Source organism: Nocardioides caldifontis (assembly GCF_008087345.1).
GTDB lineage: Bacteria > Actinomycetota > Actinomycetes > Propionibacteriales > Nocardioidaceae > Marmoricola_A > Marmoricola_A caldifontis.
Window position 1 is genome coordinate 116,709 of record NZ_VHIB01000011.1, and the last position, 25,864, is coordinate 142,572.

Genomic DNA, 25,864 nt, shown 5'->3' on the forward strand with positions numbered 1-25,864 from the left:
CACGTCATCCCAGCGCGTAGGGGTCGACCTGCACCCGCACCACGGGGAGCTTCTTCGCCGAGCGGGTGCGCTGCACCGTGCGCAGCGCCTCGCCGAGCGCGTTGCCATGGCGCCGCGGGACGCGCACGATGACGCGCACCTGCGGCCCTTCCTCGCCCGGCTCCCGCTCCGGGACGGGGACGGGGCCGAGCAGCTCCGCCCCCGGGGGCAGCACCAGCGCCGTGACGGCCTCCTCGACCGCTTCCTCGCCCCCCGACAGCACCGCGAGCCGGGAGGCCGGCGGCAGGTGCGCCGAGCGGCGCTCGTCGGCCTCCCGCTCCGCGAATCCGGCGGGATCCCAGCGGACGAGCGCCTGGAGCCCCGGGTGGGACGGCTCGCCGACCGCCACCACCCTGCCGCCCTCGGGCCCCGGGCGGGCGAGCGCAGCGGCGTTGAACCACCGGCGCACCGCCTCCTCCGCCGACCGCAGGTCGGGCCGGGCCAGCGCGAGCCAGGTGTCGAGCAGCACGACCGCGGCGTAGCCGCCCTCGGCGACCGGCTCCGCCCCCGGCGTCGCCACCACGATCGCCGGCGCACCGTCCACGGCGTCGAGCACGCGGCCGCCGGAGGAGCGCTTCACCGGCACCCGTGGGAACGCCCGGCCGAGCTCCTCGGCGGTGCGCAGCTCCCCCACGACCGGCGCACGCAGCCCCGTCCCGCCGCAGTGCGGGCACCGCCAGGCCGGCTCCTCCCGGCCGCACCACCGGCAGCGTGGCGCCTCGTGGCGCCGCGGCTGGTGCAGCGGCCCCGAGCAGGCCACGCACCGCGCCGGCTCCCGGCACCGGTCGCAGACCAGCGTGGCGGCGTAGCCGCTCCTCGGCGTCTGGACCAGCACGGGGCCGACCTCGAGCGCCGCACGGATCGTCGCGTGGGCGCTGCGCGGCACGCGGGCCACCCGGGCCGCCGGGTCCCGCTCCAGCTCCCGGTCGGTCGCACCGGTCACCGCCACCTGGGGCGCCGCGTCGCGGACCACCTGGCGTGGCGCCGTCAGCTCGGTGGCCCACCTCGTGCGGAGCAGCGACGAGGCCTCCACGCTGCGGGCATGCCCGCCGAGCAGCGCCGCGCAGCCGACGTCGTGTGCGCGGAGCAGCAGCACCTCCCGCGTGTGGGGGTACGGCGCCCGCGGCTCGGCGAAGAGGTCGTCACCGTCGTCCCAGGTCGCGACGAGCCCGAGGTCGTGCACCGGGGCGAACGCCGCGGCGCGGGTGCCGGCGACCACCCGCACCGCCCCGCGGGAGACGGCCAGGAACGAGCGGTAGCGCGCGGAGGGACCCAGGTCGGCGGTCAGGGTGACGTGGCGCCCCTCCCCCAGCACCTCCCGGAGCGCCGCGTCGAGCCGGTCGAGGTCGCGGCGGTCAGGGACGCAGAGCAGCGCCCCGCGCCCGGAGGCGAGGGTGGCGGCCGCGGCGTGCGCGAGCCCCGAGGCCCAGTCATCCCCGGGCAGGGTGGTCCACACCATCCGGGGGGCCCGACCCGCGGCCAGCCCCTCGACCAGCGTCGCGCCGCCGGTGTAGCGGCTCCACCACGCCGCCCCGCCCCGGGTCGGGGCCGGCGCCTCGGGGGCGGGGGGGCTGGGCCGCTTCTCCACCGTCGCGTGGCGCGGCGGCACGGCCAGCCGCAGCACGTCGGCGCGGGTGCCGGCGTAACGGGTCGCCACGGCCTCGGTGAGCCGCGCGACCTCGGGGCTCAGCACCGGCTCGGCGCTGACCGCACGGCGCAGCGGGGCCAGCCGCCCCGGGTGGTCGCTCTCGGCCACCCGGTCGACGACGAACCCGTCGACGTCCTGCCCGGCGAAGCGGACCTTCACCCGGCCGCCCACGACCACCTGCTCGTGCATCGCGGCGGGGACCAGGTAGTCGAACGGCCGGTCGAGGTGGGCCAGCGGGACGTCGACCAGGACGCGGGCCACCGGCAGCGCGGGAGCAGGCTCGACCGGGGTGGGCGTGCGGTCCTTCGACCGGGTCCGCCGCGTCGCCGCGGCCGTCTCCTCCCGGGCCCTGGCCAGGGCCGGCAGCAGCGCGAACTGCTCCTGCTCCTCCTCGGCCATGGGGCGGATTCAACCAGCCGGCTCCGACGCTCCCGACCGCCCGTCCTCCGGCCCGACCGAGGACGGTCAGCCGGCCGACGTCGGCGGCGGCTCGCCGCCCGTGGGGTCCTGCTCGGTCACCGACTCGCGGACCGTGCGCACGGTCCGGTCGGGGTCGTGGCGGTCCTCGACGGTCACCACCTCGCGCTCGGCGGTGGCCCCGCGGCGCGCGAAGTAGACGATCGCGCCCCCGGCGACCATGAGGATCAGCCCGACGACCTGCAGGTCGACGACCGAGGAGTCGCTCCGCACGGCGAGCGCGAGGATCGCCCCGAGGACCAGCAGGAACACACCGACGCCCACGGCACACCTTCCCCAGCGACAACTCCGGTCACGGACCACCGTGCCCGGAGCGGTCGCCGCGAAAACGTGCGGCGGGTGGCGGCGCGCCGGGGGTCAGACCCCGGCCGCACCCTTCAGCGCCTCGACCCGGTCGGTGCGCTCCCAGGTGAACTCCGGCAGCTCGCGGCCGAAGTGGCCGTAGGCCGCGGTCTTGGCGTAGATCGGCCGGAGCAGGTCGAGGTCGCGGATGATGGCCGCGGGCCGGAGGTCGAAGACCTCGAGGACCGCCTTCTGGATCGACTCGACGGGGACGACCTCGGTGCCGAAGCAGTCGACGAAGAGCCCGACCGGGTGCGCCTTGCCGATCGCGTAGGCGACCTGCACCTCGCAGCGGCGCGCGAGCCCGGCGGCGACGACGTTCTTCGCCACCCAGCGCATCGCGTAGGCGGCCGAGCGGTCCACCTTCGACGGGTCCTTGCCGGAGAACGCGCCGCCGCCGTGACGGGCCATGCCGCCGTAGGTGTCGATGATGATCTTGCGGCCGGTGAGCCCGGCGTCACCCATCGGGCCGCCGATCTCGAAGCGGCCGGTGGGGTTCACCAGCAGCCGGTAGTCGTCGGAGGGGACGTCGAACTTCGAGAGCACCTCGTCGACGACGTGCTGCTTGATGTCCGGGGTGAGCATGTTGTCGAGGTCGATGCCGCGGGCGTGCTGCGTGGAGACGACGACGGTGTCGACCCGGACGGGACGGTCCTCGGCGTCGTACTCGATGGTGACCTGGGTCTTGCCGTCGGGACGCAGGTAGGGCAGCGTCCCGTCCTTGCGGACCTCGGAGAGCCGCTCGGAGAGCCGGTGGGCGATGGTGATCGGGAGCGGCATCAGCTCCGGGGTGTCGTCGCAGGCGTAGCCGAACATCAGCCCCTGGTCGCCCGCGCCCTGCCGGTCCAGCGGGTCGACGGAGTGGTCGTGGCGCTCCTCGTAGGCGTCGTCGACGCCTTGGGCGATGTCGGGCGATTGCGCGCCGATCGCCACCTGGACACCGCAGGAGGCGCCGTCGAACCCCTTCTCGCTGCTGTCGTAGCCGATGTCGAGCACCCGCTGGCGTGCGAGCTGCGGGATCGGCGCGTAGGTCTCGGTGGTGACCTCGCCGGCGACCACGATGAGCCCGGTGGTGACCAGCGTCTCCACCGCGACCCGGCTGTGCGGGTCGTCGCGCAGGAGCGCGTCGAGGACGGTGTCGCTGATCTGGTCGGCGATCTTGTCCGGGTGGCCCTCGGTCACCGACTCAGAGGTGAAAAGTCGTCCCGTCACGTTCGTGTGCCCCTTGCCCTGCGCCTCGGCGCGCGTCAGCGGTCGTGTGTCCGCGCCACGATAACCGCCGACAGTGACAGAACCTCAGGAGGTCTGCCACCTGGACGAGACCGTGTCCCAGATGACCTGCGCCAGGGCGGCCTTCGAGCCGCGCGGGACCTCGGTGGTCGAGCCGTCGCGGGAGAGCAGGACCGCTTCGTTCTCCGGGCTGCCGAACACCTTGCCGCCGCTGACGTCGTTGACCACCAGCAGGTCGCACCCCTTGCGAGCGAGCTTCGCGCGGGCGTGGTCGAGCACCGAGCCGGTCTCGTCACCGGTCTCGGCCGCGAACCCGACCACGACCATCCCCTCCCGAGGGCGGTGGTGGGAGAGCTCGGCGAGGATGTCGGGGTTCTGGACCAGCCGGACCTCGGGCGCCGAGCCGTCGTCGGCCTTCTTGATCTTGGCCTCGCTCAGCGCGGCCGGCCGGAAGTCCGCGGGGGCCGCCGCCATCACCACGGCGTCCGCCGAGGCGGCCGCCTCGAGGACGGCGTCGCGGAGCTCGGCGGTGGTCTCGACCCGCACGACCTTCACCCCGGCGGGGTCGGGGACGGCGACGTTGGCGGCGACGAGGGTGACCTCGGCGCCGCGGGCCGCGGCGGTGCGGGCCAGCGCCACCCCCTGGCGCCCGGACGAGCGGTTGCCGAGGAACCGGACCGGGTCGAGGTACTCCCGGGTCCCGCCGGCGCTCACCACGACGTGGCGTCCGGCGAGGTCGCCGCCGGTCGCCCCGGGCCGGGCGAGCACGTCGCGGGCGAGCTCGAAGATCTCGCCCGGCTCCGGCAGCCGCCCCTTGCCGGTGTCGGCACCGGTGAGCCGCCCCTCGGCCGGCTCGATGACGACGTTGCCCCGCGCACGGAGCGTCGCGACGTTGGCCTGCGTCGCCGGGTGCTCCCACATCTCGGTGTGCATCGCCGGTGCGAACACGACCGGGCACCGGGCGGTGAGCAAGGTGTTGGTCAGCAGGTCGTCGGCGATGCCGTGGGCCGCCTTCGCCAGCACGTCGGCGGTCGCCGGCGCGACCACGACGAGGTCGGCCTGCTGGCCGATCCGCACGTGGGGCACCTCGTGCACGTCGGCCCACACCTCGGGCGACACCGGCTTGCCCGAGAGCGCCGCCCACGTCGGGGCGCCGACGAACTGCAGCGCCGCCGCGGTGGGCACGACGGTGACGTCGTGCCCGGACTCGGTGAAGCGGCGCAGCAGCTCACAGCTCTTGTACGCCGCGATCCCACCGCTCACCCCGAGGACGACGCGGGGACGTGCTCCCGGCTCGGCGGTCGTCACCCGTGCACCTGCGGGGAGCCGGGGGTCAGAGCTGGAGGTCGTCGGAGCCGGTCTCCGGCTGGGCCGCCGGGGCGGTCAGCTCGGGCTCGGCCTCGGGGTCGTACTCCTCGGCGGTGAGGAGGTCCTCGTTGATCTCGCGCAGCGCGATCGACAGCGGCTTCTCCTGCACGTGGGTGTCGACCAGCGGACCGACGTACTCCAGGAGCCCCTCGCCGAGCTGCGAGTAGTAGGCGTTGATCTGCCGCGCGCGCTTGGCGGCGTAGAGCACCAGGCGGTACTTGGAGTCGGTCTTGGTCAGCAGCTCGTCGATGGGCGGGTTGGTGATGCCCTCGGCGACGGGGTTCACGGACACGTGGGAAGGCCTCGGCTTCGCTCGGGATTCGGTCGGAGGACGCCCTCAGGCGCTCGGCTCCACCATCAAGGCTACCAACTCCTCGCCCGCCTGCTGAATTTCGCTGTTCACCACCGACACGTCGAACTCCGGCTCGGCGGCCAGCTCGACCAGCGCCGTCTCGAGCCGCCGGGTGCGCTCCTCCTCCGACTCGGTGCCCCGGCCGATCAGCCGGCGGACGAGCTCCTCCCAGGACGGCGGCTTGAGGAAGACGAAGAGCGCGTCGGGCATCGACCGCCGCACCTGCCGGGCGCCCTGCAGGTCGATCTCGAGCAGCGCCGGCCGGCCGGCGGCCAGCATCTCCTCGACCGGGCCCCTCGGGGTGCCGTAGCGCGCCTTGCGGTGCACCACCGCCCACTCCAGCAGCTCGCCGTCCTCGACCATGCGGTCGAACTCGGCGTCGCTGACGAACCAGTAGTGCTGCCCGTGCACCTCGCCCGGGCGCGGGGGGCGGGTGGTCGCGGAGACCGAGATCCAGATCTCCGGGTGGTGGTCACGGATGTACGCCGACACGCTCCCCTTGCCCACCGCGGTGGGGCCGGCGAGCACCGTCAACCGGGCCCGCCCGCGGGGGTGGTCGGCGTCGGACGAGGTCACGCCCCGGAGGTGTCCGAGCCGCCGAACTCGCGTTGCAGCGCGGCGATCTGGTTGCTGCCCAGCCCGCGCACCCGACGGCTCTCCGAGATCCCGAGCCGCTCCATCATCTGGCGGGCGCGGACCTTGCCGAGCCCGGGCATCGCCTGGAGCAGGTCGAGGACCCGCATCTTGCCGATGACCTCGTTGGTCTGGCCCTGCTCGAGTACCTCGAGGATCGAGGCTCCCGAGTGCTTGAGCCGGTTCTTGACCTCAGCCCGCTCCCTGCGGGACGCAGCCGCCTTGTCCAGGTTCGCCTGTCGCTGTTCGGGGGTCAGCCGCGGCAACGCCACTGTGGGAACCTCATCGTGTGGGGGGCGGGGGGACGGACGAAATCTAGTCACCGCTCGCTGACGGTGGCAACGCGGGTCACGCGGCCGCGCGGCTAACCGGTGAGGTCGACCTCGCAGACCGACGTCGCATGGTCCTCGATACCCCGGCTGGCGTCGGTCACGCGTGGGGAACCGGCCGTCCCGGCGGCGGCCTCCAGGCGGCGCACGTCGTCGCGGGACACCCCGGCCGGCGGGTCCTCGGGGTCGTAGCCGCCCGGGTCGACGCCGGTCTCCGCGACCGCGTCCGCCAGCGTCCGGTAGGCGCGCACGACGGTGTCCCACTCGTCCCGCAGCTCCTCGGGGGCCTGTTCCTGGAGCCGCTCCATCGAGGCGAGCGCCCGGTCGAGGACGTCGGCGGAGCCGCTCCCCGCCAGCTCCGACAGCGTCTCCCGCTCCTCGGCCAGCGCGTCGCAGTAGGCGTCCTCCTGGTCGCTGCACGCGGCCAGGCCGACCAGGAGCAGCAGCGCCACGACGAGCCGTGCGCCGGCCGGCCTCACGCGACCAGCGCGCCGAACTCGTCGTTGGCGCGCCGCGCGGCGTCCCGGAGCGCCTGTTCCGTGGGGCCGGCGGAGAGGATCTCGCGGCTGCTGGACGGCAGCACGTTCGGCAGCGCGCCCCCGAAGACCGCACGCACCGACTCCGCGGAGCCGCCCTGCGCACCCACCCCCGGGACGAGCAGCGGCCCGTTGACGTCGAGCTCCTCGTCGGTCCGACCGATCGTGGCCCCGACCACGGCACCGAACGACCCGAGCGGCTGCGCGCCGGCGTTGCGCTCGGCGAGGGCCGCGAGGACGGTGGCCGCCACGGTCGGCCCGGCCGTGGTGCGCGCGTGCTGGACCTGCGGCCCCTCGGGGTTGGAGGTGAGCGCGAGGACGAAGACGCCCCCGCCGTGGCGCTCCGCGGTCGCGAACATCGGCTCCAGCGAGCCGACGCCCAGGAACGGGCTGGCGGTGATCGCGTCCACGGCCAGCGGCGCGGCGGGGTCGAGGTAGGCGTCGGCGTACCCCTGGGCGGTGGAGCCGATGTCGCCCCTCTTCACGTCGAGGACCACGAGCGAGCCCAGCGACCGGGCCGCGACGACGGCCCGCTCGAGCACCGCGATGCCGGCGGAGCCGTGGCGCTCGAAGAACGCCGACTGCGGCTTCAGGAGCGCGACCTCGCCGGCGAGTGCCTCGACGGCGGTCATCGTGAACCGCTCGAGCCCCGCGACGTCGTCGCCGAGCCCCCACGAGGCGAGCAGGGACGGGTGCGGGTCGATGCCCGCGCACAACGGGCCGCGCTCGGCGGTCGCCGCGCGGACCCGGGCGCCGAACGGCGTCATGCGGTCCTCCTCCGGTCGGACAGGGCGAGCTGGAGCCGCCGCGGCCACGCGGGACCGCCGTACACGAAGCCGGTGTAGCCCTGCAGCAGGGTCGCCCCCGCCGCCAGCCGGGCGCGGGCGTCGTCGGCGGTGCAGATGCCCCCGACGCCGATCAGCGTGAGCTCCGGGCCGACGCGGTCGCGGAGCAGCCGCACCACCTCCTCGGCGCGGTCGCGGAGCGGGGCACCGCTCAACCCCCCGGCTCCCACGGCGGCCACCTCGTCGGGGGTGCTGGTCAGCGGGTGACGGGCGGTCGTGGTGTTGGTCGCGACGATGCCGTCGAGCCGCAGCGCGAGCGCCAGGTCGGCGACCGCGAGGACGTCGGCGTCGGCGAGGTCGGGGGCGATCTTCACCAGCAGCGGGACCCTCCGCCCGGCCGCCTCGTCCGCGGTCCGGCGTACGGCGGTCAGGAGCGGTTCGAGCTTCTCGACCGCCTGCAGGTCGCGGAGCCCGGGGGTGTTCGGGGAGGAGACGTTGACGACCAGGTAGTCGGCGTACGGCGCGAGCAGCCGGGCGCTCTTCTCGTAGTCGCGGACCGCCTCGTCCTCCGGCACCACCTTCGTCTTGCCGATGTTGACCCCGAGCACCACGTCGGGCTCCGGGTGCGACCGGCGGCTGCGCATGGACGCCCGGCGGGCCAGCCGTCGGGCGACGACCTCGGCGCCGTCGTTGTTGAACCCCATCCGGTTCACCACGGCGCGGTCCTGCGTCAGCCGGAACAGCCGTGGCCGCTCGTTGCCGGGCTGCGGCTCGCCGGTCACCGTGCCGATCTCGACGAAGGAGAAGCCGAGGGCGCCGAGGGCGTCGATCCCCTCGGCGTTCTTGTCGAAGCCGGCGGCCAGCCCGAGGACGCCGGGGAACGTCAGCCCCATCGCCTGGACCGGCGTGGCCCGGCGACGGACCCGCGCGCCGATGAGCGCGGTCGCCGGGCGCGCGCCGCGGATGGCTCGGAAGGCCTGCTGGTGGGCGGTCTCGGCGTCGGTGCGGGTGAGGACCCGGTCGAAGAACGCGTCGTAGGCCCTCATCGGCGGCACCCCCTGACGAGCGGAGGGCGGACGGCGGCCATGGGCGCAGTCTTGCACGGTGCGAACCTGGGGTCCGTGCCAGGCAACCTTCCCGCCCCCCCACCCCGTTGGAGAGGCATGGAGCGGGTGACCGATGCGTGACGAGGCGGCGTTCGTCGAGTTCGCCGAGGCGGTGCGGGGACAGCTGCGCCGCACGGCCTACCTGATGTGCGGCGACTGGGACCAGGCGTCGGACCACGTGCAGGAGGGGCTCATCCGGGTGTACGTCGCGTGGCCGCGGCTCACCCGGGCGGGGCGTGAGTACGCCTACGCGCGGAAGGCGGTGGTCAGCGCCTTCCTCGACCACGCCCGGCGCCGGTCGAGCAGCGAGGTGCCGTCCGCCACCCACCCCGACGTCGTGTCGGGGCAGGACGTGGCCGAGTCGGTGGTGGTGCGCGACGCCGTGGCGTCGGCGCTCGCGGCGTTGCCGGCGAGGCAGCGGGCGTGCGTGGTGCTGCGGTTCTTCGACGACCTCAGCGTCGCCGACGCCGCCGCCGTCCTCGGGTGCAGCGAAGGCACCGTGAAGAGCCAGACCTCCCGCGCGCTCGCCTCGCTCCGGTCGATGTTCGAGGGGTCGCCGCTGGGCTCGACTCTGGGCGCCCTCACTACCGAAGGAGCCGCACGGTGAACGACCTCCGAGAGCTGTTGAGCGACCACGCCGCCTCCGCGCCACCCGACGACCTCGACGTGGCGTCGGTGCTCGTCGGGGGCCGACGCCGGGTCCGCCGCCGGCGGCTCGCCGCGCTGGGCGGCACCACGCTGGGCACCGCCGCCGTCGTCGCCACGGCCGCGCTGGTGCCGTTCGGCGGGACGACGGACCTGCAGGCGGCCGGGGTGCCCCGGCCGGACGCCCCGTTGGTGCGGCTCTCCGACGCGTCCTCCGCCGTCGAGGGCGAGGACTACCGGTTGCTCGTCTCGCACACCAACGAGGACCTCGACAGCGACAACGGGCAGTACTTCGACGGGGTGACCGACGACCGGCTGGTGCTGTTCCGGGACGGGCCCCGGATGGAGCAGCCGGAGCCGCGCTTCGCTCTGATGGACCCGGCGACCGGCCACAAGCAGTGGCTGCCGTCCCCGGGCGTCGGCGGGCTGCAGACCTGGCCGGTCGAGCTCGGCGAGGACCGGCTGGTGCTGGTCACGGCCGAGGGCGGGGCGAAGGTCGCGCTGGTGGCGCACGTCTACGACCGTGCGAGCGGGCAGTGGGACGAGCTCCGCTGGGCAGGGCTGCCCAAGGTGGACGGGCCGACGGCCCAGGTCGGTCCGGACGGCCGGCTCTACGTCCGGGTACCCGCGACGCGGGGCGAGCCACCGGAGGGTGGCTGGCCGACGGGGCCCGACGGCGAGGCGGACGACGCCGACGCCGATGGCGACACCTACCGGCTCTGGTCGGCGTCGTTGACCGACCCCAGCGACGTGCGTGACGAGGGGCTGACCCTCGGCTCGCTCGCGTTCACCGACTCCTCGATGGTGTGGACCGACGCCACCAACGGCGACGCCGGACGCGTGCACGTCCGGGACCTCGACACCGGTGAGGAGCGCGCCTTCGACCCGCGGTCGGGCGAGAGGTGCAACCTGCTCTCCTTCGGCGCGACCGAGGAGCGGGTGGTGCTCGGGCAGTACTGCGGCACGTACGACGACGGGGTCCGCGACGACCGGGTCCAGGTGCTCGACACCGACGGCGGCCAGGTGGTCACCCTGCAGGGCAGCGACATCGAGGGGTGGCTCGCCTCCCCGGAGGGCGACGGGATCGTGGCGGTCACGGCGCGCGGGCGCGGCACCACGGGCACCTACCTCTACGACCTCGGGTCCGGGGAGCTGGTCCGGGTCAGCGGGAGCCTGTCGTCGTGGACCTCCGGCGGACCGGTGCCCGAGGGGATGTTCCTGTGGAACACGCCGGTGAACCGCGGCCGGGGCATGACCGAGCACCTCGGCGAGCTGGCCGGCTGACCGTCACCACCAGGACAGGTTCTCCGAGAGCGTGGTGCGCAGCTCGTTGGCCGCCAGCACCACGAACAGCACCGCGCACAGCGCCATGAACGTGTTGGACAGCCAGCCGTTGCGCCACCGCTCGGGCACCTCGGTGTGCGGCAGCGCGCCCTCCCGACGCCGGTTCAGCAGGACCAGCAACGTGATCGCGAGGAACGGCATGAACAGGGCGCCGAGGGTGCCGTAGGCCAGGATCAGCCCGACCGGCTGGTCGAGCAGGAGCAGCAGCATCGGCGGGAAGGTCAGCCACAGCATGTACGCCTTGAAGAAGCGCCCGCCGGTGCGGGTGTCGGGGTGGCCGCTGGGCAGCCCGCGCAGGTTCCCGACGTAGTCGGCGAACATCAGGCTCACCCCGCTCCACACGCCGATCAGCGACGAGAACGACGAGGCGAAGAAGCCGACGAGGAAGATCTTCCCGAACACCTCGCCGTAACGGTCCTCGAGCACGTCCGAGAGCTGCACCAGGGCCTGGTCGCCGGTCTCGGCGGCGATGCCGGCGGAGTAGTAGAGCTCGGCGCCCACGACCAGCATCGCGACGACGAAGATTCCGGTCATCGCGTAGGCCACGCCGTTGTCGAGCCGCATCACGCGCATGAACGCGGGGGTGTGCCACCCCTTCTCTCTCAGCCAGTAGCCGTACGCCGCCAGCGTGATCGTGCCGCCGACGCCGCCGGCGATCGCGAGCACGTTGATGATCGAGTCGTCGGGGAAGATCGGCCGGAGCCCGAGCACCACGTCGCCGAGGTTCGGCAGCGTGAGCACGGCCGCGCCGACGACGCAGACGAACATCACGCCGACGAAGGCCGCGATGACCTTCTCGAAGGTGCGGTAGGTGCCGAGCCACACCAGCGCGAGGCCGACCAGCCCCATGACGATCGCGGTCCAGCGCAGCGACAGGTCGGGGAAGAGCGCGACGAGGGGCAGTGCCGAGGAGGACATCGCGGTGGCGCCGTACACGAGCCCCCAGACGACGATGTACGGCGCGAAGTACCACGTCGTCCACCGGCCGAGGCTCCGCCACCCCTCGAAGATCGTGCGTCCGGTGGCGAGCGAGTAGCGGCCGGCCCCCTCGACCAAAACCACCTTGATCACCGCGCCGAGCACCGCGACCCACAGCAGGGTGTACCCGAACTTCGCCCCGGCGACCAGCGTGGCCACGAGGTCGGCGGCACCGACGCCGGTCGCGGCGACGACGAGGCCGGGCCCGATCACCTTCCACCGAGGCGTGTCGTCCGTCGTCCGCTCGACGTCCTGGGGTGTGCTCATCGTGTCCTCCCGGAGGGGTTGTCCTGGATGCTCCCCAGGAGAGGACCCGTTCGCACCCCCACGACAATTTCTCTCGGGGTCTTGACGCGCTCCCCGACCCGGTTGATAGGGCTGGTGGGTCGCGCCCCCCGACGAGGAGATCCTCCATGCTGCGCACCCCTCGGGCGGGACGGTTCGCCGCCGCCCTGCTCGCCGGTCTCGTCCTGCCCCTCACCGGCCAGCCGGTCGTCGCGGAGCCGGCCGGTCCCCGGGACGCCTCTCCCGACACCTCCTCGGGCGCCTCCGCCGGCTCGAAGACGCCCCGCCCGGCACGGGTGCTCGAGCGGCGGCTGCACCGGGTCGTCAAAGCGGGTGGCGTCGGTGCCGTGGCCGAGGTCGTGAACCCGCGCCGTACCTGGCGGCTCGCCGACGGACGGGCGACGGTCGATCCCCGACGCGCCGCGAAGCCGGGTGCCCGGTTCCGCGCCGGCAGCGTCACCAAGCAGCTGGTCGCGGTGCTTGCGCTCCAGCTGGTCGCCAAGGGGCGGTGGAGCCTGGGGACCACGATCGGCGACGTCCTCCCAGGCGTGTGGCCCGAGCGGTCCGACCTCACGCTCCGTCAGCTGCTGAGCCACACCAGCGGGATGCCGGACTACATCGTGCCGCTGATCGCCGAGGCGGAGACCACGCCGGAGTTCCTGCGCGCGATCAGCAGGAAGCGCACTCCTCGCGCGCTGGTGCGCGCGGCGAAGGGACAGCCCTGGGTGTTCGAGCCGGGCACCGACTGGGACTACTCGAACACCGGCTACGTGGTGGTCGGGCTGATGCTCCGGATGGCGACCGGCAAGGACCTGCCGCGGCTGGTCCACAACCGGGTGCTCCGGCCCGCCGGGATGACCCAGTCGAAGCTCGCGCGTACCCCTCGGGTGGGCTGGCCGAGGCTCCACGAGTACGCCCGGCTCGAGGGGCTGCAGGACCTCGGCCGGTCGCACCCGTCGATGTTCGACGCCGCCGGCGCGCTGGTGAGCACCACACGTGACCTGAACCGGTTCCACGAGGCCCTGTCCCGCGGTGACCTGCTGCCGCCCGGGCTGGTGCGCACGATGCGCTCGGTGGTCGCGGTCGACGAGGAGTCCGGGCTGCCTTACGGGCTGGGCAGCTACCGGCTGCCGGACCCGTGCCGCCCGGGCAAGTTCGTGCACGGGCACGACGGCGCGACCTGGGGGACGTACACCTGGTCGTTCTCCTCCCCCGACGGCCGGCGCCGCGTGACCGTGGCCGCCACGGGACGGGCGATCGACCGCTCCGGGCGTCCGATCCAGCAGGTCTTCCGCTTCGTCGACGCCGCGTTCGCCGCGACCTGCCCGGGCGGACCGCCGCGCTCGGCCGCCGGGGGCCGCCAGGGGGTCGAGCCCTGGCCGGCGCCCCCGGACGCCCGCGTGGCCCGCTGACCCTCACAGCTGGAGGATCGAGGCGGAGACCAGGTACGCCGCGGACACCGCCTCCGGGTCGTGGAGCTCCCCTGGCTTCCGCAGGACCTGCTCCGAGTGGCGTCGTACCGCGGCACCGGGGTCGTCGGAGACCAGGTCGTCGCAGAGCCCGGCCACCACGGCGTCGGTGTCGTGCGGATCGAGCCCGTCGAGCGCCAACCCGTTGTGCAGCAAGGTCGCGGCCTCCAGGAAGACCTCCCGTGCCAGCGCCGCGTCCACCTCGGGCCGCTCCCGGGCGACGGTGTCGGCCATCGCCAGGAAGGGCTCGAAGGGCGCGGGCACCTGGCCGGGCTGCATGGGGAGGAGCCTCGCAGGGCTTCCACCCCGCGACAACCCCGGCTCAGGCCGCGCGGAGGCTCCTCGTCAACGGCGGGACCATCACGGCCGCGGCGACGAGGTGGAGCGCGACGAGCGCGGTGACGGTCCCGGCACTACCTCCGGACAGGAACGGCGGGACCATCGAGGCGGCGGTCAGCGCCACGGTCGTCTGCAGGAACCGTACGGCGGGACGGCGGCTCCACCACCGCAGGCCGAGGGCGATGACGACGCCCACGAGGGAGAAGAACCCGGTCACCACGGCCACGCCGGCGACGGGGACCTGCTCACCTCCGCCGGGGATCTGGAAGTCCACGCCGACGGACCGGGCGAGCGCGGCGCCGAGTGCCGTGGCGGTCATCGCGACGGGCGTGGCGACGAGGCCGGTGAGGGCGACGACGCGCAGCCGGGGCCGGCGCGCCGGAGCCACCCGGTCGGGGGCGACGTGGGTCTGTGCAGCGCTGGTCATGGTCACCGCCCCTCTTCGGTGTCCTCGGTGGTCAGCCGGTCGGGCAGGCCGAACCGCGGGAACTGGTCGGCGTGGAAGGTGGTGATCTCGCTGACCGCACCGCCCGAGACCCGGAGGACGTCGAGCGTCAGCGGCAGGTAGGCATCCTCCTGCTCGCGCCACTCGTAGAACGCGATGGCCGGCTGGCGGTTGGCCGAGGTCTCGACGGCCCGCAAGCCGGTCAGCTCGCCGAAGCCGCTCTCGAGCCAGTCCCTGAGGACGTTCTCGCGTCCGACGTACACCCCCGGGGTGGGCGGCATGGAGCAGCGGACGTCGTCACGCAGCAGGGCGGCGAGGCCGTCGACGTCGGTGGCCACACCGGCCTCGACGTAGCGGCGCACCAGCTCGCGCGTCGCGGGGTCCGTCCTGTCGCCGGCCCAGTCCTGGCGGTCGCCGGGCAGGTGCTCGCGCATGCCGGCACGGGCCCGCTGCAAGGCGCTGTTGACCGAGTTCACCGAGTCGCCGAGGAGGTCGGCGACGTCCCTCGCCGGCCAGCCGAGCACGTCGCGCAGGACCAGCACCGCCCGCGGCCGTGGGGCGAGGTGCTGGACCGCGACGAGGTAGGCGAGCTCGATCGTCTCCTGGGCGACGGCGAGGGTCGCCGGGTCCTCGGCATCGTCGGCCGGGAGCTCGTCGAGCAACCGGTCCGGGTAGGGCTGCAGCCAGAGCACCTCGCCGCCCGTGGCGGCCTTCGGCCTCCGCTTGTCCAGGAGGTCCAGGCAGGCGTTGGTCGCGATGCGGTAGAGCCACGCCCGGAAGGTCGACCGACCCTCGAACGTCTCGCGCCGCCGCCAGGCCCGGAGGAACGTCTCCTGGACGGTGTCCTCGGCGTCCTCGAAGGAGCCGAGCATCCGGTAGCAGTGCACGTGCAGCTCGCGGCGATGGCGCTCGGCCGACCTCGTGAACTCCTGCTCGTCGACCTCCGCCAGACCGCTCATCAGCCGCTCCTCGGTTCGAACCACGCTCATCACGTCGCCGTTCTCTCGTGTCCTGTCGTCGGTATGACGGGACGGAGGGCGACCACTCATCACACCGGCGCCGGTGCAGCGATCATCGACGCGCCTGTCGCCCGTCGCCAGGTGCGCTGCGTCGGGCAGGTGGGGTGCGAGGATGGCGCGATGACCGAGGGGGCCGCCGGACCGAGAGCCACGCCGCCGTTGCCCCGGTCGATCTGGGTGGTGGCGTGGGCCTCGGTGGCCGGTCAGGTGGTGCAGCTGGTCGACCAGGGGTTCCGGTCGCAGAACGAGGTCTCGCTCGTCGTCTCCGTCGTCCTCGGCGCCCTCGTCGTCGGCTACGTCTCCGCCGGGGTCGTCCGGGCCCGCACCGTGCGCGTGGTCCTTGCCTGGGTCGTGCTGACGCTGAGCGCCATCGCCGAGCTCCTCCGCCTCGTCACGGCCGACCACCTGGGCGACGCCTTCCTCGTCCTGCTCTCCGTGGTGTCCACCTTCGTGGCGCTGGGCGGGTTGCTGCTGTTCCGCCGCACCGCCTGGTACGCCTGGCAGCGCACCAGGCCTCCGGCGGGCGTGGGCGCACCGATCGGCTCACTGGTCGCGATCGGGGTGCTGGTCGGCGTGCTCGGCGGGATCGTCGCACCGGTCGACGGCGGGTTCGAGGCCGAGGTCCGCGTGTCGGGAAACGGCACGAATGCCGTGCCCTAGCCTTCGCACATGGACACCAGCGCCGAGGCCCGCGTCATCGCCTCCTTCACCCTGATCGTGGCGCTGATGCTGGGCGCCTGGAGCGGGCTCGACCACGTCCTCGCCGGGCCCTCCTCCCTGGTCCCGTCCACCGAGATCGCCCGACTCCTGGTGGCGGCGACGCCTTTCGCGGCGACCGCCGTGGCCTTCCAGGCAGCGCGTGCGGCGCGGGCCGCGTGGGCCCGGACGCTCGGCGGGGCTGCCGTGATGCTCGGTGTCCTCACCAGCATCGGCGGGGTCCTGTACTTCGTCGCCAACACCTGACCCGGCTCCTCGCCCCGGTCCTCGGCGGGCACGAGGCCGGTCGCGTACGGTTTGCCGGACACCCCTGTGTCTGTCGTGTCTGCGGCCTCGCGCGCCCTTGCCGGCACCTCACCGGTCGAGCGTCCGGACGCTCTTCCCGCGACGCTCGCAGCCACTGTCGGAGCGGACGAGGCCTGTTCGCTGCCCGTTCCCGAGCCGCCCGGCCGGTGGGACGCCCAGCACGCCCGTGCGGCGCCCGCTGCGGCTGCCGACGACCTGGCGCAGCTCGTCGGCAGTCGCCTAAGTGGTGGGGGCGAAGGTGGTCAGTGGGACGCCCGGACGCACGGTCGGCCTCTCGACTGGGTCGCGAGGAGGTCGCTCTCTGACGCAGCCGTCAGCGCGGCTGAGCGCGAGCCGCCGGCGCCTTCCTGCCGAAGGTGCAGTGCACCAACGCGGCGTGGCCCGCGCCGACCAGGTCGGCGACGGGCCGGGCGATGCCGAGGGTGAGCTCCGGGTGAGGCAGCTCGTCACCGTCGGCGAGCGGCGCCTTGAGGTACATCAGCCCGTCGATCTGGTCCGCGGACGGGTACGCCTCCGCGAGGTCGAGCACGACCGCGATGCCGGTGTTCCTGACCCAGCCGAAGTCGACGGGGCACCCGCCGTGCCACAGCTGGTCGGTGATGAGCTCGGTCGGCCGGTCAGCATGGTCGACGCCGTTTACCCGCGCAGCCGCTCGCCACCCACGACCTCCCGGAGCAGCGAGACTGCTCTCATGCATCCCTGCCCGTGCTGCGGCTACCGGACCCTGCCGGGTCGCGCCGACTACGACGTGTGCCCGGTGTGCTGGTGGGAGGACGACGGTGGCGAGCCGTGGGAGCTCAGCGGTCCGAACGGACGCACGCTGGTCGAGGCGCAGCAGGAGTTCCTGGCGGAGCGCCGCCCGTACCGACTGCGACCGGGCTCGGTGCGCGCCCCAAAGAAGCACGAGGCCCGCGACCCGGGCTGGCGGCCGTACGAGCTGACCGACGACCTCGTCGCCCGGGTGCGGCGGACGCACGAGGAGGAGCGGCGCCGGTGGGACGAGGAAACCCGTCGCGTGGCGCAGGAGATCGCTGACGACCCCGAGGGGCCGTTCAAGGCGTACAACGCGGGCCTGCGCTCGTTGCGGTCGCAGGCGCCTGCGCTGTCGCACCAGGAGGTCAAGCAGCGGCTGCGCGACCTCGGTCGGGAGCACGGCGTCACGCTGCCCGAGGCGTACCTGGAGCTCCAGTCCCGGCTCACCCAGGACGAGCACTTCTACCGCCGGCACCCTCTCCACGCGGCTCTATGGCTGCTCCGCCACAGCCGGCCCGGGACGTTCCTGCGGCGGTGGGCGGAGCTGCGTACCGGCAGCTTCCGCCTGAGCGGCTGACCAGGCCCCGCGACCTGGCGAGCGCTCCCCCAGAGCGATGCGCTGGGCTGCACGGCCGGACGAGGCGACCAACGCCCGGCGGACTGCGGGCTCGTCGAACAGGTCGACCGCAATCCCGGGCCCGCCATCCCGGCCGCGGGTGTGCCGTGATCACACTCCGCATGGTGCGCTGACCGTCGTCCGCGGCGCCGGATCGCTCGACCTGGCTCCGGCGATGGCCACCACTGGGGGACGAGGCTGGTCGTCACCCCGCTGACGAAGCCTGGCCCCGACCGGCCCGCGCGCCTAACGTGCCGGAGACGGGCGGACGCCCGCGAGAGGGAGGGCTGTCGATGACGAAGTACCTGATCACGTTCCCCACCGGCGCGATGGACCACGTTTCCGTTGAGGAGATGGCCGAGGTGGGCCGGGCCGCGCACGCGGTCTGCCGGGAGGCGATCAGCGCGGGTGCGTACGTCGTCAGCGGCGGCATGGCGACGGAGCCCGGGGACCTCGTGGGCACCGACGGGACGGTCTCCGCCGGAGCGGTGCCGACGCTCCTCGGCGGGATCGCGATCGTGGACGTCCCGACCCGCGAGGAGGCGCTGGAGTGGGCCGCGAAGTTCGCGGCCGCGTGCCGCTGCGCGCAGGAGGTCCGAGCGGTCATGGACGACGCCGAGCTCGAGGCGATGCTGGGCGAGGTCGCGGGGGCCAGGTGACCGCGTGCTCCCGCTGCGCGTCGTAGCGGCTCCTTCTCCCCGGCCACGTCAGGGCCAGCATCCCGACGCCGATCTCGACCCAGGACGGCACGACTGAGCCGGCCCCACGGACCGGATCATGTCGGTCGGCTCACTTGATGGCGCAGGTGGAGCACCCGGTCGCCCTGGACCAGGGCTGGACCGGTTCTCCCCAACCAGGCAGGGGCTTGCGTGGTTTCGGCAGGCTCAACCACCCTGGGCGACTCAGCTGGTGATGCGGGCCCACTCCTGCAGCGACCGCACGCCGATCGTGTGCGCCCGGAGAGCCTCGATGCCCTGCACCGCCGCACCGAGCCCCTGCACCGTGGTGATGCACGGAACTCCGGTGACCACCGCCGCGGTCCGGATCTCGTAGCCGTCCAGCCGGATCGACGCGCCCTTGGTGGCGCCGTGCGGGGTGTTCACCACCAGCGCGACCTCGCCGTCGAGGATCCGCCCGACGATCGTCGGCTCGCCGTCCGGCCCGGGGCCCTGGCTGTTCTTGCGGACCACGGTCGCGGGAACGCCGTTGCGGCGCAGCACCTCGGCGGTGCCCTGGGTCGCGAGGATCTCGAAGCCGAGGTCCGCGAGCCGCTTCACCGGGAACACCATGTGGCGCTTGTCGACGTTCGCCATCGAGACGAACACCTTGCCCTCGAGCGGCAGCGAGCCGTACGCCGCGGTCTGCGACTTGGCGAACGCCGTGCCGAAGAACGCGTCGAACCCCATCACCTCACCGGTCGAGCGCATCTCCGGCCCCAGGATCGCGTCGACCGAGTGGCCCTCGCTGGTCCGGAACCGGTTGAACGGGAGCACCGCCTCCTTGACCGCGATCGGCGCGTCCGGCGGCAGCTCCCCACCGTCGCCCGACGCGGGAAGCAACCCCTCGTTGCGCAGCTCGGCGATCGTCGCGCCCATCATCACCCGGGCCGCGGCCTTCGCCAGCGGGGTCGCGGTCGCCTTGGAGACGAACGGCACCGTGCGGGACGCACGCGGGTTGGCCTCGAGGACGTAGACGACGTCGGAGCTCAGGGCGTACTGCACGTTGAGCAGCCCGCGGACGCCGACGCCCTCGGCGATCTTCTCCGTCGACTCCCGGATCCGCTCGATGGTCTCCCGGCCGAGCGTGATCGGCGGCAGCGCGCACGACGAGTCGCCGGAGTGGATCCCGGCCTCCTCGATGTGCTCCATCACGCCCCCGAGGAACAGCTCCTGGCCGTCGTACAACGCGTCGACGTCGATCTCCACGGCGTCGTCGAGGAACCGGTCGATGAGCACCGGGCGGTCGGGGCTGATCAGCCCGGGCGCCGCCTCGGCGAGGTAGGTCTTCAGCGCGTCGTCGTCGTAGACGATCTCCATCCCGCGGCCGCCGAGGACGTACGACGGGCGGACGAGCACCGGGTAGCCGATCTCCTCCGCGACCACCCGCGCCTCGTCGTACGACGCCGCCGTGCCGTGCTTGGGCGACGGCAGCCCGGCCGCCGCCAGCACCCGGCCGAACGCACCGCGCTCCTCGGCGAGGTGGATCGCAGCCGGCGACGTCCCGACGATCGGCACCCCGGCGTCCTGGAGCCCCTGCGCGAGCCCCAACGGCGTCTGCCCGCCGAGCTGGCAGATGACGCCCGCCACCGGCCCCGCCTTGGACTCCGCGTGGAAGATCTCCAGCACGTCCTCGAGGGTCAGCGGCTCGAAGTAGAGGCGGTCGCTGGTGTCGTAGTCGGTCGAGACGGTCTCGGGGTTGCAGTTGACCATGATCGTCTCGAAGCCGGCGCCGCCGTCCTGGCCGAGCGCGAGGCTGGCGTGGACGCAGGAGTAGTCGAACTCGATTCCCTGGCCGATCCGGTTGGGGCCGCTGCCGAGGATGATCACCGCCGGCTTCTCGCGGGGCTGCACCTCGGTCTCCTCGTCGTACGACGAGTAGTGGTACGGCGTCCGGGCGGCGAACTCGGCAGCGCAGGTGTCGACGGTCTTGTAGACGGGCCGGATCCCCAGCGCCCACCGGACCCCGCGGACGACGTCCTCGCCGAGCCCGCGGATGTGCGCGACCTGCAGGTCGGAGAAGCCGTGCCGCTTCGCCAGCCGCAGCGTGGCCGGGTCGAGCTCGTCGGCCTCGCCGATGCGGACCGCCACCTCGTGCACCAGGAACAGCTGGTCGAGGAACCACGGGTCGATCTTGGTGACGGCGAAGAGCTGCTCAGGGGTCGCGCCGGCGCGGATCGCCTCCATGACCTCCGCGAGCCGCCCGTCGTGGGGCACGGTGACCGAGGCGAGCAGCTGGTCGAGCGGGCGCGGCGGCCGCGAGAAGTCGAACGGCGCCGACTTGGACTCGAGGCTCCGCAGCGCCTTCTGCAGCGCCTCGGTGAAGTTCCGCCCGATCGCCATCGCCTCACCGACCGACTTCATGTGCGTGGTCAGCGCGGGATCGGCCGCGGGGAACTTCTCGAAGGCGAACCGCGGCACCTTCACCACGACGTAGTCGAGCGTCGGCTCGAAGCTCGCCGGGGTCTCCGCCGTGATGTCGTTGGGGATCTCGTCGAGGGTGTAGCCGATCGCCACCTTCGCGGCGATCTTCGCGATCGGGAACCCGGTCGCCTTCGACGCCAGCGCCGAGCTGCGCGACACCCGCGGGTTCATCTCGATGACGACCACCCGGCCGTCCTCGGGGTTCACCGCGAACTGGATGTTGCAGCCGCCGGTGTCCACGCCGACCGACCGGATGATGCCGATCGAGAGGTCGCGCAGGTACTGGTACTCGCGGTCGGTCAGCGTCATCGCCGGCGCCACCGTGATCGAGTCGCCGGTGTGGACGCCCATCGGGTCGAGGTTCTCGATCGAGCAGACGATGACGACGTTGTCGGCCTGGTCGCGCATCACCTCCAGCTCGTACTCCTTCCACCCGAGGATCGACTCCTCCAGGAGCACCTCGGTGGTCGGGCTGGCCGCGAGCCCCGCCCCGGCGATCCGCCGGAGGTCGTGCTCGTCGTGCGCCATCCCGGAGCCGGTCCCGCCCATCGTGAAGCTCGGCCGGACGACGACCGGGTAGCCGAGCTCCTCGACCGCGCCGAGGCAGTCGTCCATCGAGTGGCAGATGACGCTACGCGCCACCTCTCCCCCGAGCTCCTCGACGATCTTCTTGAACGACTCGCGGTTCTCGCCCCGGTCGATCGCCTCGATGCTGGCGCCGATCAGCTCGACGTCGTACTTCTCGAGGACGCCGTTGGCCGCCAGGCTCATCGCCGCGTTGAGCGCCGTCTGGCCGCCGAGGGTGGCCAGCAGGGCGTCCGGGCGCTCCTTGGCGATCACCTTCTCGACGAACTCCGGCGTGATCGGCTCGATGTAGGTCGCGTCGGCGAACTCGGGGTCGGTCATGATCGTGGCCGGGTTGGAGTTCACCAGGACCACCCGCAGTCCCTCGTCCTTCAGGACGCGGCAGGCCTGCGTGCCCGAGTAGTCGAACTCGGCCGCCTGCCCGATGACGATCGGCCCCGAGCCGATCACCATCACGCTCTTGATGTCGGTGCGCTTGGGCATCAGGCCTTGTCCCCCATCAGCTCGCAGAACCGGTCGAAGAGGTAGGCCGCGTCGTGCGGTCCGGCCGCGGCCTCCGGGTGGTACTGCACCGAGAACGACTTGAGGTTCCCGTCGGCGTCGCGGAGCTCCAGCCCCTCGACGACGTTGTCATTCAGACAAATATGGCTCACGCTTGCCTCGCCGTACGGCGTGGTGGTCGGCCGGTCGAGCGGCGCGTCGACGGCGAACCCGTGGTTGTGGGCCGTCACCTCCACGCGCCCGGTGGTGCGGTCCATCACCGGCTGGTTGATGCCGCGGTGACCGTACTTCAGCTTGTAGGTGCCGAACCCGAGGGCCCGGCCGAACAGCTGGTTGCCGAAGCAGATCCCGAAGTAGGGGATCCCGCGCTGCAGCGCCGCCTCCAGCAGCTCGATCTGATGGGTCGTCGCCGCCGGGTCCCCGGGGCCGTTGGAGAAGAACAGCCCGTCCGGCTGAACCGCCAGGACGTCGTCGATCGTCGACACGGCGGGAAGCACGTGCACCTCGATGCCGCGCTCGCTCATCATCCGCGGGGTGTTCGACTTGATGCCGAGGTCGACCGCCGCGACGGTGAACCGCTTCTCCCCCACCGCCGGGACGACGTAGGGCTCGCTGGTCGTGACCTCGTCGGCCAGCTCGAGCCCCGTCATCTCCGCGGACTCCTTCACCCGCGCCAGCAGCGCGGCCGGGTCCGTCTCCACCGTCGAGATCCCGACGCGCATCGCGCCCCTTTCCCGCAGGTGGCGGGTCAGCGCACGGGTGTCGACCCCGGAGATGCCCACGACGCCCTGGTCGCGCAGCGCGTCGTCGAGGCTGCGCCGCGACCGCCAGCTGCTCGGCACCCGGGCCGGGTCGCGCACGACGTAGCCGGCCACCCAGATGCGGCTGCTCTCCGGGTCCTCGTCGTTCATCCCGGTGTTGCCCACGTGCGGTGCCGTCATCACCACGACCTGCCGGTGGTACGACGGGTCGGTCAGCGTCTCCTGGTAGCCGGACATCCCCGTCGAGAACACCGCCTCGCCGAACGTCTCCCCTTCGGCCCCGAACGGCTCGCCGCGGAACGTGCGACCGTCCTCGAGGACCAGCAACGCCTCTGCCATCTCAGAGCACCTTCCCGTCGAGCACGGTGGGCCGGCCGCGCAGGAACGTGGCGACCACGCGTCCCGGCAGCTCACGACCCGCGTAGGGGTTGTTCCGCGACAGGCTCGCGGTCTCCGTGGGGTCGACGACCCGGGTCACCGAGGCGTCGAACACCACGAGGTTGGCGGGCTCCCCCACCGCGATCGGCCGGCCGTGGTCGGCGACCCGGCCGATCTCCGCGGGCCTGACCGACATCCGGTCCGCGACCTGCTCCCAGGTCAGCAGCCCGGTGTCGACCATCGTGTGCTGGACGACGGAGAGCGCGGTCTCGAGCCCGAGCATCCCGAACGCGGCTGCGGACCACTCGCAGTCCTTGTCCTCGTGCGGGTGCGGCGCGTGGTCGGTGGCGACGACGTCGATCGTGCCGTCAGCCAGGCCGGCGCGCACCGCCTCGACGTCGGCGGCGGTCCGCAGCGGCGGGTTGACCTTGAAGATCGGGTCGTAGGTTGCCGCGAGGTCGTCGGTCAGCAGCAGGTGGTGCGGCGTCACCTCCGCGGTGACGTTCCACCCGTTGCTCTTCGCCCAGCGCACCAGGTCGACCGACCCGGCGGTCGACAGGTGGCAGACGTGCAACCGGCTCCCGACGTGGGCGGTCAGCAGGCAGTCGCGGGCGATGATCGCCTCCTCGGCGACCGCCGGCCACCCGCGCAGCCCGAGGCGACCGGAGAGGTCGCCCTCGTTCATCTGCGCGCCCTCGGTGAGCCGGGGCTCCTGGGCGTGCTGGGCGATCACGCCGTCGAACGCCTTGACGTACTCCAGCGCCCGGCGCATCAGGACCGCGTCGGAGACGCACTTGCCGTCGTCGGAGAACACCCGCACCCGAGCCGCGGAATCGGCCATCGCGCCCAGCTCGGCGAGCTGCTCGCCGGCGAGCCCGACGGTGACCGCGCCGACCGGGTAGACGTCGCAGTGACCCGCCTCGCGACCGAGCCGCCACACCTGCTCCACGACCCCCGCGGTGTCCGCGACGGGGTCGGTGTTCGCCATCGCGTGCACCGCGGTGAACCCGCCCTGGGCGGCCGCCCGGGTGCCCGTGTCGACGGTCTCCGCGTCCTCGCGGCCGGGCTCGCGCAGGTGGGTGTGGAGGTCCACGAGGCCGGGCAGCAGGACCGCGCCGCCGGCGTCGACGACCTCGGTCCCCTCCTCGGGGGTCAGCGACGCCCCGAGCTCGGCGACGACCCCGTCGCGCACCAGGACGTCGGTGGGCTCCCCGCCGTACGGACGGGCGTTCTTGATCAGGTACGAGGTCACTCGGACGCTCCCGGGTCGGAGGTGGTGAGGGTGGGCTCGGAGCTGCCGGCCAGCAGGAGGTAGAGCACCGCCATCCGGACGGCGACCCCGTTGGTCACCTGCTCGACGATGACCGAGCGGGAGGAGTCGGCGACGTCGGCGGTGATCTCCATGCCGCGGACCATCGGGCCGGGGTGCATGACGAGCGCGTGCTCCTGCAGCAGCCCCATCCGGCGGGAGTCCAGCCCGTAGCGGCGGGAGTACTCGCGCACCGTCGGGAAGTACGCGTCGCTCATCCGCTCGCGCTGGACCCGCAGCATCATCACCGCGTCGGCCTTGGGCAGCACCGAGTCGAGGTCGTACGACGTCTCGACGTCCCACCCCTCGACACCGACCGGCAGGAGGGTCGGCGGCGCCACCAGCGTGACCTCGGCGCCGAGGGTGCGGAGCAGCAGCGCGTTGCTGCGGGCGACCCGGCTGTGCAGGACGTCGCCCACCACCGCGATCCGGCGCCCGTCGAGCCCCCCACCGGACTTCCCGGCTCCGCCGGGGGCGAGGTGGCGCCACATCGTGAAGGCGTCGAGCAGCGCCTGGGTCGGGTGCTCGTGCGTGCCGTCGCCGGCGTTGATCACGCTCGACCTCGTCCAGCCGGTGTGCGCCAGCCGGTGCGGGGCGCCGCTGGCGGAGTGGCGGACCACGATCGCGTCGGCGCCCATCGCCTCGAGGGTCAGGGCGGTGTCCTTGAGGCTCTCGCCCTTGCTGAGGCTGGAGCCCTTGGCGGCGAAGTTGATGACGTCGGCCGAGAGCCGCTTCGCGGCCGCCTCGAACGAGATCCGGGTGCGGGTGCTGTCCTCGAAGAACAGGTTGACCACCGTGCGGCCGCGCAGCGCGGGCAGCTTCTTGATCGGGCGGTCCGCGAGGCTGCGCAGCTCCTCGGCGGTGCGCAGCACCAGCTCGGCGTCGTCGCGGGTCAGGTCGCCCGCGCTCAGCAGGTGGCGGTTCATGCCGCACCCCCGCTGATCGTGACGTCGTCGGCGCCGTCGATCTCGCCGAGCCGCACCCTCACCGTCTCGTCGAGGGCGGTCGGGAGGTTCTTGCCGACGAAGTCCGCGCGGATCGGCAGGTCGCGGTGGCCGCGGTCGACGAGCACGGCGAGCCGCACCGCCCGCGGCCGGCCGACGTCGTTCATCGCGTCGAGCGCTGCCCGGATGGTGCGCCCCGAGAAGAGCACGTCGTCGACGAGCACGACGACCTTGTCGTCGATGCCGCCGGCGGGGATCTCGGTGGGGAGCAGCGCGCGCGGCGGGCGCATCCGCAGGTCGTCGCGGTACATCGTCACGTCGAGGGAGCCGACCGCGACGGGGCGCTCCTCGACGATGGCGATCCGCTCGGCGACGCGACGGGCGAGGGGCACGCCGCCGGTCGGGATGCCGAGGAGGACGAGGTCCGCGGCGCCCTTGTTGCGCTCGAGGATCTCGTGGGCGATCCGGGTCAGGGCCCGGGAGAT

27 protein-coding genes are annotated in these 25,864 nt (G+C 73.3%); 7 read left to right on the forward strand and 20 right to left on the reverse strand.

The features are described from left to right. Window positions 1-4: 4 nt before the first annotated feature. The 10 genes from FIP57_RS17765 to FIP57_RS17810 all read right to left on the reverse strand — a co-directional run bounded on the left by FIP57_RS17765 (window position 5) and on the right by FIP57_RS17810 (window position 8,785). Window positions 5-2,086 (reverse strand): primosomal protein N', encoded by a 2,082-nt coding sequence (locus FIP57_RS17765; RefSeq protein ID WP_148574878.1) that lies wholly within the window; start codon window positions 2,084-2,086, stop codon window positions 5-7. Between the two features lie 66 nt (window positions 2,087-2,152). Continuing rightward, a complete protein-coding gene (locus FIP57_RS17770) occupies window positions 2,153-2,428 on the reverse strand; it encodes a DUF6458 family protein (protein ID WP_148574879.1) in 276 nt (91 codons plus the stop codon). 93 nt (window positions 2,429-2,521) lie between these two features. Beyond that, entirely contained in the window at window positions 2,522-3,718 is a 1,197-nt protein-coding gene (gene metK / locus FIP57_RS17775) for a methionine adenosyltransferase (RefSeq protein ID WP_148574880.1), read from the reverse strand. Window positions 3,719-3,802: 84 nt separating this feature from the next. Beyond that, window positions 3,803-5,044, reverse strand: a complete 1,242-nt coding sequence (coaBC, locus tag FIP57_RS17780; protein WP_148574881.1) for a bifunctional phosphopantothenoylcysteine decarboxylase/phosphopantothenate--cysteine ligase CoaBC — start codon at window positions 5,042-5,044, stop codon at window positions 3,803-3,805. Between the two features lie 25 nt (window positions 5,045-5,069). Further along, the gene (gene rpoZ, locus FIP57_RS17785) at window positions 5,070-5,396 is read right to left on the reverse strand and encodes a DNA-directed RNA polymerase subunit omega (RefSeq protein ID WP_275266173.1); all 327 of its coding nucleotides are present in this window, start codon (window positions 5,394-5,396) and stop codon (window positions 5,070-5,072) included. A 45-nt stretch (window positions 5,397-5,441) separates the two neighbouring features. Further along, window positions 5,442-6,032 carry a guanylate kinase gene (gene gmk, locus FIP57_RS17790; RefSeq protein WP_148574882.1) on the reverse strand — a complete coding sequence of 197 codons (591 nt, stop codon included), beginning with the start codon at window positions 6,030-6,032 and terminating at the stop codon, window positions 5,442-5,444. Continuing rightward, complete coding sequence (gene mihF, locus FIP57_RS17795; protein ID WP_148574883.1) at window positions 6,029-6,361, reverse strand: integration host factor, actinobacterial type; 333 nt, start codon at window positions 6,359-6,361, stop codon at window positions 6,029-6,031. Before mihF ends, gmk begins: the two co-directional genes overlap by 4 nt. A gap of 92 nt (window positions 6,362-6,453) precedes the next feature. Then, window positions 6,454-6,897 (reverse strand): hypothetical protein, encoded by a 444-nt coding sequence (locus FIP57_RS17800; protein WP_148574884.1) that lies wholly within the window; start codon window positions 6,895-6,897, stop codon window positions 6,454-6,456. Further along, window positions 6,894-7,721, reverse strand: a complete 828-nt coding sequence (gene pyrF / locus FIP57_RS17805) for an orotidine-5'-phosphate decarboxylase (RefSeq protein ID WP_148574885.1) — start codon at window positions 7,719-7,721, stop codon at window positions 6,894-6,896. The genes FIP57_RS17800 and pyrF overlap by 4 nt, the downstream gene beginning before the upstream one ends. Then, window positions 7,718-8,785 carry a quinone-dependent dihydroorotate dehydrogenase gene (locus tag FIP57_RS17810; protein ID WP_148574886.1) on the reverse strand — a complete coding sequence of 356 codons (1,068 nt, stop codon included), beginning with the start codon at window positions 8,783-8,785 and terminating at the stop codon, window positions 7,718-7,720. The genes pyrF and FIP57_RS17810 overlap by 4 nt, the downstream gene beginning before the upstream one ends. Window positions 8,786-8,918: 133 nt before the next feature. Between FIP57_RS17810 and FIP57_RS17815 the strand changes: the two genes are divergently transcribed. Both FIP57_RS17815 and FIP57_RS17820 read left to right on the forward strand, forming a co-directional pair. Next, a complete protein-coding gene (locus tag FIP57_RS17815; RefSeq protein ID WP_148574887.1) occupies window positions 8,919-9,452 on the forward strand; it encodes a SigE family RNA polymerase sigma factor in 534 nt (177 codons plus the stop codon). Further along, window positions 9,449-10,774 (forward strand): hypothetical protein, encoded by a 1,326-nt coding sequence (locus FIP57_RS17820; RefSeq protein ID WP_148574888.1) that lies wholly within the window; start codon window positions 9,449-9,451, stop codon window positions 10,772-10,774. Before FIP57_RS17815 ends, FIP57_RS17820 begins: the two co-directional genes overlap by 4 nt. A gap of 3 nt (window positions 10,775-10,777) precedes the next feature. Here the strand turns inward: FIP57_RS17820 and FIP57_RS17825 are convergent, their stop codons facing one another. Further along, window positions 10,778-12,079: an Nramp family divalent metal transporter gene (locus FIP57_RS17825; RefSeq protein ID WP_148574889.1), complete on the reverse strand. Its 1,302-nt coding sequence runs from the start codon at window positions 12,077-12,079 to the stop codon at window positions 10,778-10,780. Between the two features lie 146 nt (window positions 12,080-12,225). Here FIP57_RS17825 and FIP57_RS17830 point away from each other — a divergent pair, with 146 nt between their 5' ends. After that, on the forward strand, window positions 12,226-13,509 hold the full coding sequence (locus FIP57_RS17830; protein ID WP_148574890.1) for a serine hydrolase domain-containing protein: 1,284 nt from the start codon (window positions 12,226-12,228) through the stop codon (window positions 13,507-13,509). 3 nt (window positions 13,510-13,512) lie between these two features. Here the strand turns inward: FIP57_RS17830 and FIP57_RS17835 are convergent, their stop codons facing one another. Genes FIP57_RS17835 through FIP57_RS17845 form a run of 3 tightly spaced genes read right to left on the reverse strand, consistent with a single transcriptional unit; the run spans window position 13,513 to window position 15,309 of the window. Next, window positions 13,513-13,845 carry a hypothetical protein gene (locus FIP57_RS17835; RefSeq protein ID WP_148574891.1) on the reverse strand — a complete coding sequence of 111 codons (333 nt, stop codon included), beginning with the start codon at window positions 13,843-13,845 and terminating at the stop codon, window positions 13,513-13,515. 43 nt (window positions 13,846-13,888) lie between these two features. Next, window positions 13,889-14,332: a DUF6069 family protein gene (locus FIP57_RS17840; protein WP_148574892.1), complete on the reverse strand. Its 444-nt coding sequence runs from the start codon at window positions 14,330-14,332 to the stop codon at window positions 13,889-13,891. A gap of 2 nt (window positions 14,333-14,334) precedes the next feature. Further along, window positions 14,335-15,309: an RNA polymerase subunit sigma-70 gene (locus FIP57_RS17845; RefSeq protein ID WP_203231330.1), complete on the reverse strand. Its 975-nt coding sequence runs from the start codon at window positions 15,307-15,309 to the stop codon at window positions 14,335-14,337. 180 nt (window positions 15,310-15,489) lie between these two features. On the opposite strand from FIP57_RS17845, the gene FIP57_RS17850 reads away from it, so the two are divergent. Both FIP57_RS17850 and FIP57_RS17855 read left to right on the forward strand, forming a co-directional pair. Next, a complete protein-coding gene (locus FIP57_RS17850; RefSeq protein WP_148574894.1) occupies window positions 15,490-16,029 on the forward strand; it encodes a hypothetical protein in 540 nt (179 codons plus the stop codon). Between the two features lie 9 nt (window positions 16,030-16,038). After that, on the forward strand, window positions 16,039-16,332 hold the full coding sequence (locus FIP57_RS17855) for a hypothetical protein (protein ID WP_148574895.1): 294 nt from the start codon (window positions 16,039-16,041) through the stop codon (window positions 16,330-16,332). Window positions 16,333-16,705: 373 nt separating this feature from the next. Here the strand turns inward: FIP57_RS17855 and FIP57_RS23355 are convergent, their stop codons facing one another. Then, a complete protein-coding gene (locus tag FIP57_RS23355) occupies window positions 16,706-17,089 on the reverse strand; it encodes a hypothetical protein (RefSeq protein WP_162529855.1) in 384 nt (127 codons plus the stop codon). On the opposite strand from FIP57_RS23355, the gene FIP57_RS17865 reads away from it, so the two are divergent. Both FIP57_RS17865 and FIP57_RS17870 read left to right on the forward strand, forming a co-directional pair. Next, on the forward strand, window positions 17,084-17,722 hold the full coding sequence (locus FIP57_RS17865) for a CPCC family cysteine-rich protein (protein ID WP_162529856.1): 639 nt from the start codon (window positions 17,084-17,086) through the stop codon (window positions 17,720-17,722). The two genes, FIP57_RS23355 and FIP57_RS17865, sit on opposite strands and share 6 nt — an antisense overlap. Before the next feature lie 332 nt (window positions 17,723-18,054). After that, the gene (locus FIP57_RS17870) at window positions 18,055-18,420 is read left to right on the forward strand and encodes a YciI family protein (protein ID WP_148574898.1); all 366 of its coding nucleotides are present in this window, start codon (window positions 18,055-18,057) and stop codon (window positions 18,418-18,420) included. Window positions 18,421-18,663: 243 nt separating this feature from the next. Here the strand turns inward: FIP57_RS17870 and carB are convergent, their stop codons facing one another. Genes carB through pyrR form a run of 5 tightly spaced genes read right to left on the reverse strand, consistent with a single transcriptional unit; the run spans window position 18,664 to window position 25,864 of the window. Next, window positions 18,664-21,969 (reverse strand): carbamoyl-phosphate synthase large subunit, encoded by a 3,306-nt coding sequence (carB, locus tag FIP57_RS17875; RefSeq protein ID WP_148574899.1) that lies wholly within the window; start codon window positions 21,967-21,969, stop codon window positions 18,664-18,666. After that, a complete protein-coding gene (gene carA / locus FIP57_RS17880; RefSeq protein ID WP_148574900.1) occupies window positions 21,969-23,087 on the reverse strand; it encodes a glutamine-hydrolyzing carbamoyl-phosphate synthase small subunit in 1,119 nt (372 codons plus the stop codon). Before carA ends, carB begins: the two co-directional genes overlap by 1 nt. A 1-nt stretch (window position 23,088) precedes the next feature. Then, window positions 23,089-24,378 carry a dihydroorotase gene (locus FIP57_RS17885; RefSeq protein WP_148574901.1) on the reverse strand — a complete coding sequence of 430 codons (1,290 nt, stop codon included), beginning with the start codon at window positions 24,376-24,378 and terminating at the stop codon, window positions 23,089-23,091. Beyond that, window positions 24,375-25,361 carry an aspartate carbamoyltransferase catalytic subunit gene (locus FIP57_RS17890; RefSeq protein ID WP_148574902.1) on the reverse strand — a complete coding sequence of 329 codons (987 nt, stop codon included), beginning with the start codon at window positions 25,359-25,361 and terminating at the stop codon, window positions 24,375-24,377. The genes FIP57_RS17885 and FIP57_RS17890 overlap by 4 nt, the downstream gene beginning before the upstream one ends. Next, entirely contained in the window at window positions 25,358-25,864 is a 507-nt protein-coding gene (gene pyrR / locus FIP57_RS17895; RefSeq protein ID WP_238993578.1) for a bifunctional pyr operon transcriptional regulator/uracil phosphoribosyltransferase PyrR, read from the reverse strand. The genes FIP57_RS17890 and pyrR overlap by 4 nt, the downstream gene beginning before the upstream one ends.